We start from the raw sequence: 14,986 nt of genomic DNA on the forward strand, positions 1-14,986 counted from the left end.
AAACCTCAATAAATATAAAAAAATGAAAAAATTAGTATTGTTAATGACTGCGGTTATTCTTACGATCGCTGGAGCATTTGCTCAAATTCACAAGCCAGTAAAATGGACTGTAGCTAGCAAAAAGGTAAACGATAAAGAGGCAATAGTCTTTGTAAAAGCAACAATCCAAGATGGTTGGCATATCTATTCGCAAAATGTAAAGGATGGAGGGCCTATTCCGACCTCTTTTAGCTTTGCTAAAGCGACTGATTATGTACTGACAGGTAAAACTGCAGAACCTAAACCGAAAGTAAAACATGAAGAGGTATTTAAGATGGATGTTGGGTATTTTACGAATGAAGTGATCTTTCAACAAAAAGTAGCATTGAAAAAAGGAGCTGCTATAGTAAAAGGTACAGTGGAATGGCAAGCATGTGATAAATCACAATGCCTCCCGCCAGATGAGTACGCTTTTGCTGTAACGATCAAATAAAAAAATATTATTTTTGTGTCGAGATAAAATATCCCATTTATAGCATTATAAATGGGATATTTTTATGATTATTATTTTTTTTTATATCCAACAAAATAAGTCGCACAAATAATACGTTAATAATGCAAATACTTTTCATAAAATAGGTTAATATATGGCTAAGACCCTAGAGTTCCCCGCTCTAGGGCTTTTTTATGTTCATCACTTTGGGCTATGAACGAGATTTAACATTCCGTAATATTTTTCACTGCTTTAGAGAAAGAAAACCTGTGGTGTATTGAGTATTTGTTTTCTTTAGATGCCTTATGTACAAAATGTAAACAAAGAGGTTAAGACCCGACAGATTATAAAGCCCTGTGTTGATAATGGAAATTTATTGAAAAATACGATCGGCGTAAACATTATCTTCAGTTTATTGTTTTTTATTACACTAAACAATACGCCAATAAATTATGATTGATTACACGTTAAACCGAAGAAAATTCATTCAGGGGACGGGTGCTTTTTTGACACTATCAGCTTTGGAAGCGCAAGGATTGCCCATAAATGAAATGCCTAAAAAAAATATGAGGGTTGGTTTGATCGGAGCGGGATGGTATGGTAAAAGTGATCTATTTAGGCTAATGCAGATTTGCGAGGTCAACGTTGTTGCCATTTGCGACGTAGATAATAGGCATTTGCAGGATACAGGACGATTGGTAGCGCAACGGCAGATCTCAGGTCAAATACCCAAACTGTACAAGGATTACAAGAAAATGCTTGAAGCTCAACAATTCGATCTCATTCTTATCGCTACACCTGATCATTGGCATGCGAGACAGGCAATAGACGCCATGCGTTCAGGAGCTCATATTTATTTACAAAAACCCATTAGTGTTGACGTACTTGAGGGCGATGCGATACTTCGTTGTGCTCGGGAGTATAATAAAAAGGTACAAGTAGGTACTCAACGACGAAGCACGGCACATCTCATTCATGCTAAACAGCATGTGATGGATCAAGGTCTACTGGGTAAGATATCGCATGTGGAAATGTGCTGTTATTATCCTATGAGAAAGAATGGTAACCCTGGGCTAGAACCAATTCCGGACTTTCTTGATTATGACATGTGGACTGGCCCAGCTCCTTTACGTCCTTACGACGGCTTACCCCATGGAAGTTGGTGGCGAACTTTTATGGAATATGGTAATGGTATCACGGGTGATATGGGGATGCATATGTTTGACACAGTCCGTTGGTTATTACAATTGAAATGGCCAAAGAAAATTAGCGCAACTGGTGGAATCTATGTGCAAAAAGGGGGAAAGTCAACCATATCCGATACACAGACGGCAGTATTCGAATATGATGAGCTTAATTGTGTATGGCAACATCGTACGTGGGGCAACCCTGTAGATCCTGAATATCCTTGGGCATTTATTATTTATGGAGATAAGGGAACTTTAAAAGGAAGCGTAATGAAATATGAATTTATTCCAGTTGGTAAAGGTGAGCCGATAACAAAGGATGTTGTTTATGAACGCGAGAAATTCCCAGCAGATCTGGAAGAACCGCGAATTGAATTGCATACGGCACCAGCCACAAGACAACATCTATTGGATCTCTTATCTGCTATAGAAAATGATCGCCTCCCTGTGGCAGACATTGAGGAAGGATATATTTCCACAGCCTGTTGTATCCTTGCCAATATTTCTATGCAACTAAACAGACCATTGGTGTACGATCCGCTAAAAAAAATATGCATCGATGATCTAGAAGCAACCAAGTTGTTGAAAAGGCCATATCGCACACCCTGGCAACATCCACATTCGTCATAATATGAATTTCATAGGGATTAATGTTTGTTCTAAAGTAATGGTCATGTGCTTTTTTTTAGAAATTTAGGCTGTAATATAGGATCATGTAATTTTTCAAAAAAAGTCTATTGTTTTTGTAGATTTTTTTTGTTTTATGCTTTTAGATCTCTATATTTGTACTATCATAATTTAGGTTTATAATTGGTTATTTAAAGGTTTTCATTCTCCCCGTTTGAAAACCTTTTTTATGCACCCCACTCGCCTTCGTTGAACCTGTCATTTAGTATATATCTTAAGAATTTTGATCTGAAAAATTTCCTATGAATACAGCATGCTAATTTAAATTGAAGATGGACCATTAGATTGTAGTGGTTGATTTAAGCAAAAGCGGTTGCCGAGAATGAATGTTTTTGTTGCGACATCAGCTAGGAAAAGTCAGTATGGTTTTATGCTGCGATGGTGCTGAGCGTATGTATTGTAGCAAATTAAAACTATTTGAATAGGAGTTGACCAATGTAGGGTTATTACGCTTTTTTGGGGAGGGTAGGTTTTATTATCTGGATTTCTTGTTGTTTCGATTGCGCAGCCTCTTTCTTTAGTTTTTGAATCTTCTTGAGTCCTTGGATAATACTAGACGCTGGAACTCCGTATTTGGCAACGGCCTCCTCCAATAATAAATATCCGTTCATAATTTCAGCGATTGCTAATTGAAGCCTGGTTTTAGCTGACTCTGAATTTTTATCATAACTTTTCATATTCATTATTATTTTAATTTGTGCGATGTGTGTTATTTCAATCGGCATGATATCGATAACAAATATTACTTTTTTTCTATATAGCCTAATTTTTTTATGAAAGTCATTTTTCTATTGTAGGTATATTTTTACATCATGTAGTCTGCTCTTTACAGTTTCCTCAGCGAAATCTACTCAAACTATGTGATTGTCTTTGGTGGAAAGAAGGATTATTCCTCATACAAAAGACGAAGTTTTAAAAAATATGAAGAAAATGCATTTTTGTATATTTAGTTTTCATTCTATTAAAGAACGAAAATGTAGCAAGTTTCGGATTTTATAATTTTATATTTTAAAATAGTTTTGTGTTAACTAACACATAAAACGAAATGGATATTTTTGAAGATAAAGTTATTCTCGTTACCGGAGCTAATAGAGGTATAGGCAGAGCATTAGTGAAAGCACTTCTCAATCACGGAGTAAGAAAGATTTATGCCACCTGCAGAGACTTGAATACCATGCCATCATTAGACGATGACAGGATAACAGTATTATCCTTAGATATTACAAATGATGAGCAGATCACAACTGTTGCTGTTCTTGCTCAAGACACTGAAATCCTTATTAATAATGCCGGCGTGATAAACGCTGGAAATATTTTGGAAGGTGATTTAGAAGGGATGGACAATGATATGTCAGTGAATTATTTTGGAACGATAAAGATGATGCGAGCATTTGCACCTATATTGAAAAAAAACAATCCATCCAAAATCATCAACATCGTCTCAATTGCAGCTTACTCGCCCTTACCATCTATTGCAGGATATGCCGCCTCGAAAGCAGCGCTTTTTTCCGCTACGCAATCTGTCCGTATCGAATTGGCTAAAGAAGGGATTGCAGTGTATGCGATCAATCCTGGAGCCATTGATACAGATATGAATAAAGGTAGTGATTGGGACATGCCAGATCCAGAAAGCACTGCTGTAAAGATATTGGAATATGTAGCCGACGGCAAGTTCGATATCGTACCCGATGAAATGGGGCAAGGCATGTACAATGCTTGGCGGGAGGACCCTGCGAAACTATCGAAGATTTTTTCCGATCTGTACTATGGAGAAATTAGCGAATAAGTGCTCACAAAGAAAATCTTCTCCAAGAAATATCCAAAAGACTGTGTCGCCGCATTTGTCAAAAGTTTACCTATCGAGCCAGATAATGTCGTGATCTCCACTACAGCTTGGGTAAAGTTGTTTTCACCAACATATATAGGGTCTACAACGGCACCGACCCCAGTGTCGTTGCTTTCTGTAATCCAGGGTTTTTGATTGGCTGCACCACCGCCACGAGCACGTCGCATCTGACGTATATGTGAAGCATGTCTGGCCTCAACAGAATGGATCTGCAACGCAGCAGTCAGCACAACTCGGTTACCAAGCAATATGCCTGCCCGTTCTTTGTAAGCCCGCACTCCTGTCTTCAAAGTTCACTGTACTTATATCCACTTACGACTTTTTATGGCACCTGGATTTCTAAATCTGTTTTTTTAGTATGATTTTTAAAATCGGTATTACATAAATCAGCAGATAAACTTAAATAACCAGTAATACTGTTGTTACAGCTCCTTTTTTATCTGAGGACAATACGAAAAAGAGGATAGTCGCGGAAAATTCTTGGTTTAGTCGAGAAACTAATGAACTAATCTCTTGCTTAATTCCCGATAAAATATTATCTTTTTTATAATTTTAGAACTTAGAAAGAAGAAATAGCAATGTCATTAATAGATTTATCAAAACGCGTAGCGTTGGGAATAGATATCGGCGGTACTAACACAAAATTTGGAGTGGTGAATCATCGCGGTGAAGTACTTGAAAAGGGAAGCTTAAAAACAGATGATTATGAGCATGTTGAAGAGTTTATCGATGCTTTATATGAAAAGGCCCACCCTCTTATCGAAATGTTTGGTGGTGAAAATAACTTCGATGGAATTGGAGTTGGAGCTCCCGATGCAAATTATTACACAGGTACAATAGACCACGCTCCTAATCTACCTTGGAAAGGGGTGATCCGCTTTAGTGACCTAATAACTGCCAAATTCAAAATTCCTTGTATCATCACCAACGATGCGAATGCCGCCGCCTACGGCGAAATGCTTTTTGGGGCTGCGCGGGGAATGAAAGATTTTATTATGATTACCTTGGGAACAGGTGTGGGAAGCGGTATTGTTGCTGGAGGTAAGCTTATTTATGGACATGATGGATTCGCAGGAGAACTAGGACATACTATTGTCAAACCAGGAGGTAGAAAGCATTGGAGTACGGGCTCAGAAGGAAGCTTAGAGGCCTATGCTTCTGCAACGGGAATCACAATTACGGCAAAAAAAATGAGGGCGGAGTTTCCTGAGTCGATGTTAAACCAGTATCCTGAAGACGCGATCAATTCTAAAACCGTTCATGAGTGTGCAGTGAAAGGTGATCCAATAGCGATTGAAGTGTTTAGGTATACCGGTCAAAAATTAGGGGAGGCATTGGCAAATTTTGTGATGTTCTCTTCACCTGAAGCTATCCTATTATTTGGTGGTGTAATTAAAGCCGGAGACTTTATTTTGAAACCTGCAAAATTACATATGGAAAGGAATCTCTTCCCCTTGTTTAGAAATAAGGTGAAGTTGGTTTTCAGTGAGCTGGCAGAAGCTGATGCCGCAATTCTGGGCGCAAGTGCTTTGGTTTGGGAAAAATAATCAATGGGATATTATTTGAAAAAATTAAAAAATTTTGTTGATCCCGTTTATTCAATCTACAGTAACCCGGCGAGTAAATTGAAATAATTAGCATGCAGGTAAGTTCTGCGTGAAGTAAGAGAAATAAAGGTGCTTAGAAAGATCATCAATACGATCCGGGCAATATATTCATTTGTAGGAGGGAAGTTGTGACTGTTAGCATAGTCTTAATAATTATAATTAAGACTATGCTAACAATATTGGATGAGCGTTTACGGGTGTTGCTGAGCCAAACTCTCATACATAGTATTAATCAGCTTACGTATCGGTGCATTGCGCTGCTCTGAAAACACAAATTCGTCTGCATATCGATTTACACTTCTCAGGAATTCCAGCAGATCATCGTTGTTTGAATCTTGTCCAAAATCGGTAAAACTTTCTGCCTTAGATTTTAAGTAATGTAAAAAGGGCTCCACGGTTGTGTTCATTGCAGTTTCCAATTGTATCTGTTGGACTAATAATAGATAATCTTTTTCTATTTTTGGATTTACCATGGTAATGGAATTTCTTGGATTAATGTTTTAAACGCTTCATCTCTGACTACTAAAGGTATGAACAATTGGATTTCACCACCGGGGAGATGCGGATTGATGATACCTTGAGCGATAGGCTGCCTCGCCGTCACACCCGACCAAACTTTTAATGCTTTTTGCTGTGGCACGGTGTAGATATAAAATTTGCTGAAGTTATTCCATGCCGGCTGTACAGCTGTTCCTCCAATGACTGCACCAATAGAGCTGGGTGGTTTTTCTGTCCAATATCCACCAGCAGGATTACCACCTGTAACGCGATATATTTTAGTTCCCGCCGGGAGTTCTCTAGCCTCGGCACTGACAAAGTTTGCAGCTTCAATCGCTGGGAGATCAAGCGCTGGATCGCCCCATGCTGTATGTTTTTTACCCGATGTTGCTCCATTGGCTACATAATCTGATTTAGCAATTCCTGGAATATTATCCCAATCTGCAATATATACGCGTTGATGGTAAATACTTTGGGCTGTTTCCAAATTTTTGAATAGCTCAGCTTTCTGGGTTGTTTTTGCAAACGCTTCTTTAAGCTTCTCCTGATCAAGACCTTTTTCAATCCAGGTATTTAATTTACTTTTCGTTCCGGCGCCAAGTGAAGATTCCAGATCATTCATCCAAGCTGTCGAATTTTCCATCTCTTCATTGATGATGTCATCATCAGAAGAACAGCTGGTTATAAAATGCGAGGAAGAGATCAAAGAGAGTATTAATAAGCACTGAAAAAAAAATGTGATAATCTTTCCCCCTTTTTTAATGTAAGTTGATTGCATGGTCACTGAATGTTTAATTTTTGTTTTATTTATGGTTTGTTATGGTATTAGTTTAATACTTTTATTAGATATAAAATTAAGAATTTTAATCTTGTGTCCAAAGTTAAAATTTATGTTTTTTATTAAATTTTTGGTTGTAAATTACAACTCAATTGTCCCATAGAAAAGCGATTTTTATCACTTCTTGTCAAAGATAGCCTTTGTAAAGGCCAAGAAAAACTGGAGCGCATGATTCTGTCGGATGGTTTCGTTTAGCGATGCCTTTTGACCTCATTAATTTTCCTGTATCAAAGGGCATAGTATTTGCTGATCAATTTTTTGAAAACTAAAGAACTCAACAAAAAAAATAAATTTAAATTGATGAAAAAAACCATTTTACTTTTTGTGCTATTATGTACAGCTTTTTTTTCAAGGGCAGATCAACTCCACGCGCTGACACAGGCACAGGCAGAGAAAGCCGTCGGATATCTTAAAAAAGAACCAATTGTCATTTTATGGTGCAGTTGTTGCGATAATGAAACACCTAAGAAAATTACCGTTAATGAAGTCTTCTACAAGAAATATCCTGATGGAAAATATTATTCTGTCGTATTGAAGGGTCGGGATGAAAGTGGAAAGGAAGTTGAAGAATCTTTAGATCTTGCTTATGTTTTTGTAAAAAAAGGTAAGAAAGCAAAAAGCTTGGGTAAAGTATTAAAGTTTGAGTGCGACCCGTGCACACAACCGTTTGAATGGTCTATTTAAGATATTCTTAAAACAAACTTTTGTAACCATCAAGAAGTGTAGTCTAAAGTCTTTACCTCTTGTCTATTTTCATGTATAAAAGAGGTGAAAATAGCTACAGTTCCTATTATACGCAACCGTACTATTTGGTAAAGCTTTGTACGACATGCATAGCTTGAAGCTAAATCCGAGGGATGAAGCCCCGCTAATTTTGATCTTTTCTGTAATAAAAAAATCCTCCCGAGATTTTAACCTAGGGAGGATTTAAGTGCGGAAGAAGGGACTCGAACCCCCACGCCTCGCGGCGCCAGATCCTAAGTCTGGTGCGGCTACCAATTACGCCACTTCCGCATTAGGACTTTTTTGATACCGCAAATATAGAAACGAAACCTATATCTTACAAATGATCTTTTTCATATTTCTTGTATCACACACATTATGAGCTAAATATTTTCAATAGGAATCTCCAGTGCTCTTGATCAACTGGCTGGAAGATCGCTACGGAAGGATAATTGATAGACTTCTCAACAATGTGAATAATGTTTCCGTTTATCGCGACATTTTTGTAGATTGAGTGCTACCAAAATGGAGATAGGATGGAAAATATAAAGGTTTGGCGCGATGTACGTTAATAGAATATATCGTATATTGCTAGTCAATTTAAACCAAATAATTAATTATCAAATGAAAAGATTAATCTGTATAATTTTAGCTATTACCTTTATTTTCTCCAGCTGCATAGGAAAAAAAGGACAGCGGGACAGCACGGATTGGAAGTCATTATTTAATGGAAAAGACATCAAAGATTGGTTTGTTAAAATTCATCATCATGAGGTTGGTGTAAATTTTGGGAATACCTTTAGTGTTGAGGATGGAATTATTAAGATTAGATATGATCAATATGAAGATTTCAACGATCAGTTTGGCCATTTATATTATAAAACACCATTTTCTTATTATCACTTAAAGTTTGAATATCGATTTGTCGGCGATCTTCACAAAGGGGCGCCTTCTTATACGTTACGGAATAGTGGAGTCATGTTTCATTCGCAGGATCCTCGAACAATGTTAAAAGAACAGGATTGGCCAATCTCCGTCGAAATGCAACTTTTAGGAGGCTTGAGCGATGGTAAGCCGCGATCTACAGGTAATATGTGCTCCCCAGGGACAAATGTGGTTTATAAAGGCAAGATAGCTTCTTCACATTGTTTAAATTCGACTTCCAAAACCTATGATGGTGATCAATGGGTTCGCGGTGAATTGATTGTACTGGGGGATTCATTGATAAAACACATCATTAATGGCGATACTGTTCTCGAATACTCGAAACCGCAGATCGGAGGTGACGTCGCGAATCGGTACGATCCGAAAATTAAGATCGATGGTAAGTTGTTAGCCAGTGGATATATCGCATTACAAAGTGAGGGGCAACCTGTAGACTTTAAGAATATCTGGATCAAAGAATTATCCGTGCCAAAGAAATAAAACTATATGATTTGTTCAACAGATTTTTGTTTTCCCAAGACAACAGGATGACACAGACCCCATCCTTGTCTTAAATCTTCGTCCCATATCGAATAATAGCGAGTAGTTGCTTATATCTTTTTCAGCAGCGTCATTCCGAAGCCCGGGCTGGAAGGTGGGATCAACTTTCCAGCCTTAATGCTGTATCCCGATAAGTCAACATCCTCTGATGTGCTTGTAATACCTTCAATAGTGACTGTATTCCCAAGTCCACCGGCCAAGTGGGCTGTGTAGTAGCTTTTGAGGAGTGAGCCCCAGGCGTGAGGAGATGCCTGGGCTCCCAAGTTTTTCAACTCAGGCATTAACCTTCTCCAATTTGTAAATCCGAGGCCTTCAATATCGGTCAAGTGCACGTCCAGCAGTTTTTTTGTGAAAAGCTCTTTCAATAAAGCTGGGTTGGGGTCAGCCTCACCGTCTGCCAACAACGTATTGATGCCTTCTGTCTGGATATAGTTTTTTAATTTTTGATAATCCGCCACCGTTTCGTGAAAAGGTTCTTCTATCCAGAAAAGATTTACCGAAGAGATGCCTTTGAGATAGTCGATAAATTGGTCAATCGTAAATCCATTGTTGCCGTCCACTAGAATACCGCAGTCTGGAAAGGCTGCTGCTACAGCCTTCGTGACCTCAATATCCCGCTTTAAGCCTTGCTGAAAAGGCATCCATTTATGGCCGCGGCCTATCTTCAACTTGAACTGCCTGTAACCAACATTATAGTCGTAATGGCATTCCTCCAAAATGCGGTCTATTCCCGCGGGTTTATCACTAGGTTCCAGGTCATCGAAATAGATCATGCCACTGTAATAATCTGTGGTAAAAGGGTTTTTGTTGCCCAGCAACTCATATACGGGTTTCTGTAATATTACTCCAGCCAGATCATGGAGCGCAATATCAAACGCGATGTGATTGTCATTTATCGTACCAACTTGGGAAGCGAAGAGTTCAGAAACCTTTTTACCTATCAGTCTGCTTGCGATCTGTTCGGCCTCCTGTCTTGATCCGCGCAGCGACGCCCAGCCCATTGCCCCCTTATCAGTTCTGATACTGCATATCGTGACTTCTGGGCCATAGCCGTGAAGGTTAAGCCGTGCATTTTTTCCAACCAAACGTGGATATTTCAGCTGTACTGTGGAGAACCGAATATCTTGTATCCTATGGTAGGATAGTTCATTGTCATCGTTATTTCTATCCAATAAATCTTTTAAGAATATTCCGTAACTACGACCACTGTATAATGTTGCAGATATAATGCCCAAATTTAAGGTTTGTAAAAAAGCTTTCCTTTTCATACTAAGTTTATTTTTATTGGTTTTCCCACTTCCTTTATCGAAATAGAGATTATTTTTATCACAGTCGATTCCGTTGGGCCATAAGGTTAACCAGGGAAATTTTGTAATACAACAAATTACAGCTATTTTAATTATCTGCATATCTATGTTGTATCATTTTATGTGCAAATTGTATCAAAATTATAGTGCATTGCACTAGGAGAACTATTTTGTTTTTGTGAAATTAGTAAATAGGTTTTTCTTTTCTGTTTTTACGCAGACCGTTGATGTGTCCTAGGATTCAGGTTGGCGTTATGAGCTTTTTATTTTATTGTTTGTACAGTGAAGGAAATTTTATGATTCCCAATAAGTGCTTGTTTTAACAATTTTTACACCTATTAGACCAAAATGAACCCCAATTGACCTTCCTATTTATGTAGATTTGTTTATAATCCAATTATTAAAGGAAATTTCAGGGGGGGGAAATAGGTAGTCAATATGCTACTTAAATTAATGCGCTAAATCACCCAACGAGATGTTTAAGGGCTATGTTAACTTTTTTGAACCAATAAAAACAAATAGAAATCATGTTAATTAAAATAAATGCATATATGCATCTAAAGAAACATATCCGTATGAATAAGTTTGCTGATCTTGAGATGAGTATCTTCTACTTTAAGAGAAGGCCATTTGTTGTTATGGATTTACTTAATGAGAAAATTTATTTTAACGAAAACGGATTGGAATGGTTACTTACCGAGAAGCAACTTGAATTGTCCAATCAATGGATTCGAAGTAAATATCTGCCATCCAAAAATGGGTCGGACTTGCTTTAAACCATAAGAATAATGGGTTGGTGATAAAGCTGATAGACGAGTTTTATTTAGCGACATCCCGTATGTTACTCGGAAATTAGTTGAACTTTTTTAAAACGTATTACTTGCCTGATTTTTTCATAATAGGACAGTTCTGCTTATTGTGTCGCGGTCCACTGTGCTCTAATGTCCGCTATATCATGCTATTTGTTGAACTAATTTACCAGCCTGAGGTCAATTTGAAAAAACTGTGGTATAATTTTAAAGGAATTGTTTTGCCGGGCTTAACTTTTCTATTTTTGGAAAAACTTAAGCCCTAGTGAAAAGATATTTTACCCTTCTCTGCCTTTTATTTTTAACGCTAACGGGACATGCTCAAAAAGCTATCTTAACCGGAACTGTTAAAGACTCCATTGCTCATTTACCTGTGTCATTTGCAAGCATTGCCCTTATTGATGCCCATGGGGCAGTGGTGGATGGGAATTGTCGAAAGCCGCAACCTTTAACACTTTTTGAGGTTCGAGTTTATCTTTTACAATGATTTTTTCGCCGATCACGTAATTTTAGTTTGGTGAGTAAAAATAAAAGAAATCATTATAAATATTAGGATGTTTAGAAATAAAAATTCTTGTTTCTTGATGATGAAGTTCCGATGACGTAGGCACCGGAATATTTGACGAAATTGGCCGACAGCTGGAAAAATAAATCTACAACATTAAATAAGAAAACAATCTAGTTACTTGCCTGTTATTTTAGTATAGCAATTTTTTAGATATTGAGGCTGTTAACCTTTAATGCTTACTATGGATAAGATTTTTTCGAAGTTGCATCAATATTGTAAATTAATGATTCTCATGGTGCTTTCGTCAATATATTTAATCGGATCTTGCGAAAAAGAGACCTTTTGGCTGGTTACTAAAGACAATATGCCGTTTATAAGTGTTTAGAAGAAGTAACTGTATATGTGGTTGACGCGGGTGTGAAAACGCTGTTCGAAAATTATAACCAGAAGTTATATTATGCTTTTGTAGTAGGATTTATAATTATAGCAATTCAACAACCGTCGGGATCATGCTGGGGCTATCTTCGCCGTTAGGATTCTTTAAAATGATAGTAATATATATGAAGCTGATTCTTTCAATAATTAAATTGAGCGTACCTTTTAGCGCTTTTTTGGTATTGGTTCCCGAGATAACGTCTGCTCAGCAATTTACCTTATCAGAATGTATCGAAAAAGCAGGACAAAATAACACCCTTGTCAAAATAGCCAAACAGTCGCTTGAAACAAGGGAGAAACTCCTTGAATCCAATAAAAATAATTATCTGCCAAAAGTAGACCTGCTGGGTGGTTATAATTATATCGGAAAGCCGATCGAAGTCAATTTGCAACAGGTCAAAGAAGGGATCGTCGAGGGAACGGCAAACCAAAATCTGAACACGGCGAATACCATTTTCCAACAGATCACCGGAAATCAGTTGCCGCAGTCGATCCAGGATATCGTGTACCAGACATCCAAAGATCTGGTGAATGCTATTTACCCCAATTATAATCCCAAAATAAGCAAACAAAGCTATTTTCTTGCCGGACTGATGCTGCGTCAGCCTATCTATGCCGGGGGGAAGATCAAAGCTTCGCAGGAACTTTCTGCCCAACAGGTTGAAAGCGGAAATGCAAATCTGGCATCGGCCAGAAATCTGTCCGTCTACAATATTGCCTTACAATATATTCAAATCTTGTACCTGAACGCTATGATTGAGAAACAACAAGATATTGTGGCGGCGCTGCAACGCAATGAAAAATTTGCTCAGAGTCTCCTCAGCGCAGATGTGATACCACCTTATCAGAAAAATTGGGCTGATATTGCCCGGGTGCATGGAGAAACTAATCTGAAGAGTCTTAATCTTGAAAAAAACAATGCACTGCTAACCTTAAAAGACTTAATGGGGATCGGGCTGGATGAACCTTTGGAAATAACGCAAAAAATAAGTGAAGAAATGCATGTACCCGCTTTCTTGGATCCGACAAACAACACGGACCTGAAATTATTGGAGAGTAAAAAATCAGAAGCAAAAATTGGACTCAAGGTAAGTAAATCTTTCTCCAGACCAAATGTGTTTGCGATTGCCAACTATCAGTTTTTTAGGAAAGACCTGCCCCTGATCACTCCACCATGGCTTGTTGGGGTTGAATTTCAGTGGACGCTGTTCGATCCGGAACGTAAATCCAGAAATCATGCAGCCGAGTCGCTCGTTAAGGAAACAGACCTGTTGATCGAACAAAAACAGCAAGCTGTAAATCTTGCTGCGCGGGTAACACAAAATAAACTGATCAGTCTTAAGGAACAATGTGAAACATTTAATGCCTCGCGAAAGCAATCCTATACAACAAGTGAAATGGTTGAAAAACGAATGCAGAATAGCCTGTCATCTGTTAAAGATGTAAATGACGCACTCCAGCTTCAGTATGAAACAGAGAAATTGTACCACACTTCATTGGTGACCTATAATACGGTACTTGCAACTTATTTCTATATCATTGGCGATGCGCAGGGTATAACGAGTTTTGTGCATTAAACTGGAAGAATATGAAAAAATTTATAAAAAACTACTGGGCCGTTTTTATTCCCATCATTGTCCTGACAGTAGCGCTCGTTTACCTTTTGAAGGGTAAATCACCCAAAGAGCAGGGCGATACGATCATTGGCATGGTAGACGCCGAATTTGTTGATGTTTCTGCCTCTCTGCCCGGTCGATTGGTCGATTTGAAGGTAAAGGCAGGCGACAAGGTAGAGGAAGGTCAGCTTGTCGCTCAGCTGAAAACAACGGAAATCGAAACGATACAATCGCAGGTGGCCGGTGCTGTTGCGATCGCTCAAAATCAGCTTGATAAGGTCAACCGTGGGGTTGAACCTGAAGTGTTGGCTTCAGCAAAAAATCTGCAACAGATAGCCAAAGAACAAATGAACCTGATGTCCAAAACCTATAGCCGCTTTCAGAACCTGTATGGCGAAGGGGTGATATCCGGACAGGAAAGAGATATTGTATATTTCAAATACAAAGCAGCACAAAAAGAACTTGAAACTGCCAATCTGAATGTACAGCTGTTACAGCGAGGGGCGAACGATGAACTGAAGAATTCGGCTCAAACGGTGTTACAACAGGCCAGGGATGCCGACAGACTGGCGCAGGAAATTAAAGACAACGCTAGTCTTAGGGCGCCGGCTGCAGGTAAGATCTCGACATTGATCTCCAATACGGGCGAAATGGTGAATGCCGGTTATCCCATTATGACTATTCAAAAGGACAATTCTTTTTTTGTGAAATTCAATCTCCGTCAAAATCAGATGGATAAGATTGATAAGGGCATGCTGGTACACATGAATATCCCAGGTTGCAAACCTGAAAATATCGCAGGTACTGTAACCGAACTTGCACCTGCTCTGGGATATGCGGATTGGGTGCCGGAAAAACAAAACGGCGAATTTGAACTACGTACCTTTCAGATAAAAGTGAAACCGAAAGATTTGAACGCAATCACTGGACTTCGTTCGGGAATGACGGCGCAGTTAATATTACCCTAA

The 14,986-nt window shown here is 38.4% G+C and carries 15 protein-coding genes and 1 tRNA gene; 10 read left to right on the forward strand and 6 right to left on the reverse strand.

Annotation, left to right across the window (positions count from 1 at the left end):
• Positions 1-22 precede the first annotated feature (22 nt).
• Together HPC41_RS04595 and HPC41_RS04600 are read left to right on the forward strand one after the other, a co-directional pair.
• Positions 23-472 carry a protein-disulfide reductase DsbD N-terminal domain-containing protein gene (locus HPC41_RS04595; protein WP_172392796.1) on the forward strand — a complete coding sequence of 150 codons (450 nt, stop codon included), beginning with the start codon at positions 23-25 and terminating at the stop codon, positions 470-472.
• Positions 473-924: 452 nt separating this feature from the next.
• The gene (locus tag HPC41_RS04600; protein ID WP_172392797.1) at positions 925-2,289 is read left to right on the forward strand and encodes a Gfo/Idh/MocA family protein; all 1,365 of its coding nucleotides are present in this window, start codon (positions 925-927) and stop codon (positions 2,287-2,289) included.
• Positions 2,290-2,792: 503 nt separating this feature from the next.
• Here the strand turns inward: HPC41_RS04600 and HPC41_RS04605 are convergent.
• Entirely contained in the window at positions 2,793-3,023 is a 231-nt protein-coding gene (locus tag HPC41_RS04605; RefSeq protein WP_172392798.1) for a hypothetical protein, read from the reverse strand.
• 368 nt (positions 3,024-3,391) lie between these two features.
• On the opposite strand from HPC41_RS04605, the gene HPC41_RS04610 reads away from it, so the two are divergent.
• Positions 3,392-4,132 (forward strand): SDR family oxidoreductase, encoded by a 741-nt coding sequence (locus tag HPC41_RS04610; RefSeq protein ID WP_172392799.1) that lies wholly within the window; start codon positions 3,392-3,394, stop codon positions 4,130-4,132.
• Here HPC41_RS04610 and HPC41_RS04615 read toward each other — a convergent pair.
• Positions 4,111-4,482 carry a ferritin-like domain-containing protein gene (locus tag HPC41_RS04615; protein WP_172392800.1) on the reverse strand — a complete coding sequence of 124 codons (372 nt, stop codon included), beginning with the start codon at positions 4,480-4,482 and terminating at the stop codon, positions 4,111-4,113. The two genes, HPC41_RS04610 and HPC41_RS04615, sit on opposite strands and share 22 nt — an antisense overlap.
• Positions 4,483-4,770: 288 nt before the next feature.
• Between HPC41_RS04615 and HPC41_RS04620 the strand changes: the two genes are divergently transcribed.
• Positions 4,771-5,739, forward strand: a complete 969-nt coding sequence (locus HPC41_RS04620; RefSeq protein ID WP_172392801.1) for an ROK family protein — start codon at positions 4,771-4,773, stop codon at positions 5,737-5,739.
• 251 nt (positions 5,740-5,990) lie between these two features.
• On the opposite strand, the gene HPC41_RS04625 is transcribed toward HPC41_RS04620, so the two are convergent.
• Both HPC41_RS04625 and HPC41_RS04630 read right to left on the reverse strand, forming a co-directional pair.
• Positions 5,991-6,272 (reverse strand): hypothetical protein, encoded by a 282-nt coding sequence (locus HPC41_RS04625; RefSeq protein ID WP_172392802.1) that lies wholly within the window; start codon positions 6,270-6,272, stop codon positions 5,991-5,993.
• Positions 6,266-7,075 (reverse strand): hypothetical protein, encoded by an 810-nt coding sequence (locus HPC41_RS04630; RefSeq protein ID WP_172392803.1) that lies wholly within the window; start codon positions 7,073-7,075, stop codon positions 6,266-6,268. Before HPC41_RS04630 ends, HPC41_RS04625 begins: the two co-directional genes overlap by 7 nt.
• Before the next feature lie 360 nt (positions 7,076-7,435).
• Here HPC41_RS04630 and HPC41_RS04635 point away from each other — a divergent pair, with 360 nt between their 5' ends.
• Positions 7,436-7,819, forward strand: coding sequence for a hypothetical protein (locus tag HPC41_RS04635; protein WP_172392804.1), 384 nt, complete (start codon positions 7,436-7,438; stop codon positions 7,817-7,819).
• A 248-nt stretch (positions 7,820-8,067) separates the two neighbouring features.
• On the opposite strand, the gene HPC41_RS04640 is transcribed toward HPC41_RS04635, so the two are convergent.
• A tRNA-Leu gene (locus tag HPC41_RS04640) sits at positions 8,068-8,149 on the reverse strand.
• Positions 8,150-8,482: 333 nt separating this feature from the next.
• On the opposite strand from HPC41_RS04640, the gene HPC41_RS04645 reads away from it, so the two are divergent.
• A complete protein-coding gene (locus HPC41_RS04645) occupies positions 8,483-9,283 on the forward strand; it encodes a 3-keto-disaccharide hydrolase (RefSeq protein ID WP_172392805.1) in 801 nt (266 codons plus the stop codon).
• A 110-nt stretch (positions 9,284-9,393) separates the two neighbouring features.
• Here the strand turns inward: HPC41_RS04645 and HPC41_RS04650 are convergent, their stop codons facing one another.
• Entirely contained in the window at positions 9,394-10,611 is a 1,218-nt protein-coding gene (locus tag HPC41_RS04650) for a mandelate racemase/muconate lactonizing enzyme family protein (protein WP_172392806.1), read from the reverse strand.
• Between the two features lie 566 nt (positions 10,612-11,177).
• On the opposite strand from HPC41_RS04650, the gene HPC41_RS04655 reads away from it, so the two are divergent.
• The 4 genes from HPC41_RS04655 to HPC41_RS04670 all read left to right on the forward strand — a co-directional run bounded on the left by HPC41_RS04655 (position 11,178) and on the right by HPC41_RS04670 (position 14,986).
• Complete coding sequence (locus HPC41_RS04655) at positions 11,178-11,426, forward strand: hypothetical protein (RefSeq protein ID WP_172392807.1); 249 nt, start codon at positions 11,178-11,180, stop codon at positions 11,424-11,426.
• A 298-nt stretch (positions 11,427-11,724) separates the two neighbouring features.
• Positions 11,725-11,946 (forward strand): hypothetical protein, encoded by a 222-nt coding sequence (locus HPC41_RS04660; protein ID WP_172392808.1) that lies wholly within the window; start codon positions 11,725-11,727, stop codon positions 11,944-11,946.
• 581 nt (positions 11,947-12,527) lie between these two features.
• On the forward strand, positions 12,528-13,979 hold the full coding sequence (locus tag HPC41_RS04665) for a TolC family protein (protein ID WP_172392810.1): 1,452 nt from the start codon (positions 12,528-12,530) through the stop codon (positions 13,977-13,979).
• Between the two features lie 11 nt (positions 13,980-13,990).
• Positions 13,991-14,986 (forward strand): HlyD family secretion protein, encoded by a 996-nt coding sequence (locus HPC41_RS04670; RefSeq protein ID WP_172392811.1) that lies wholly within the window; start codon positions 13,991-13,993, stop codon positions 14,984-14,986.

Origin of the sequence: Sphingobacterium prati, assembly GCF_013167215.1 — a bacterium.
GTDB lineage: Bacteria > Bacteroidota > Bacteroidia > Sphingobacteriales > Sphingobacteriaceae > Sphingobacterium > Sphingobacterium prati.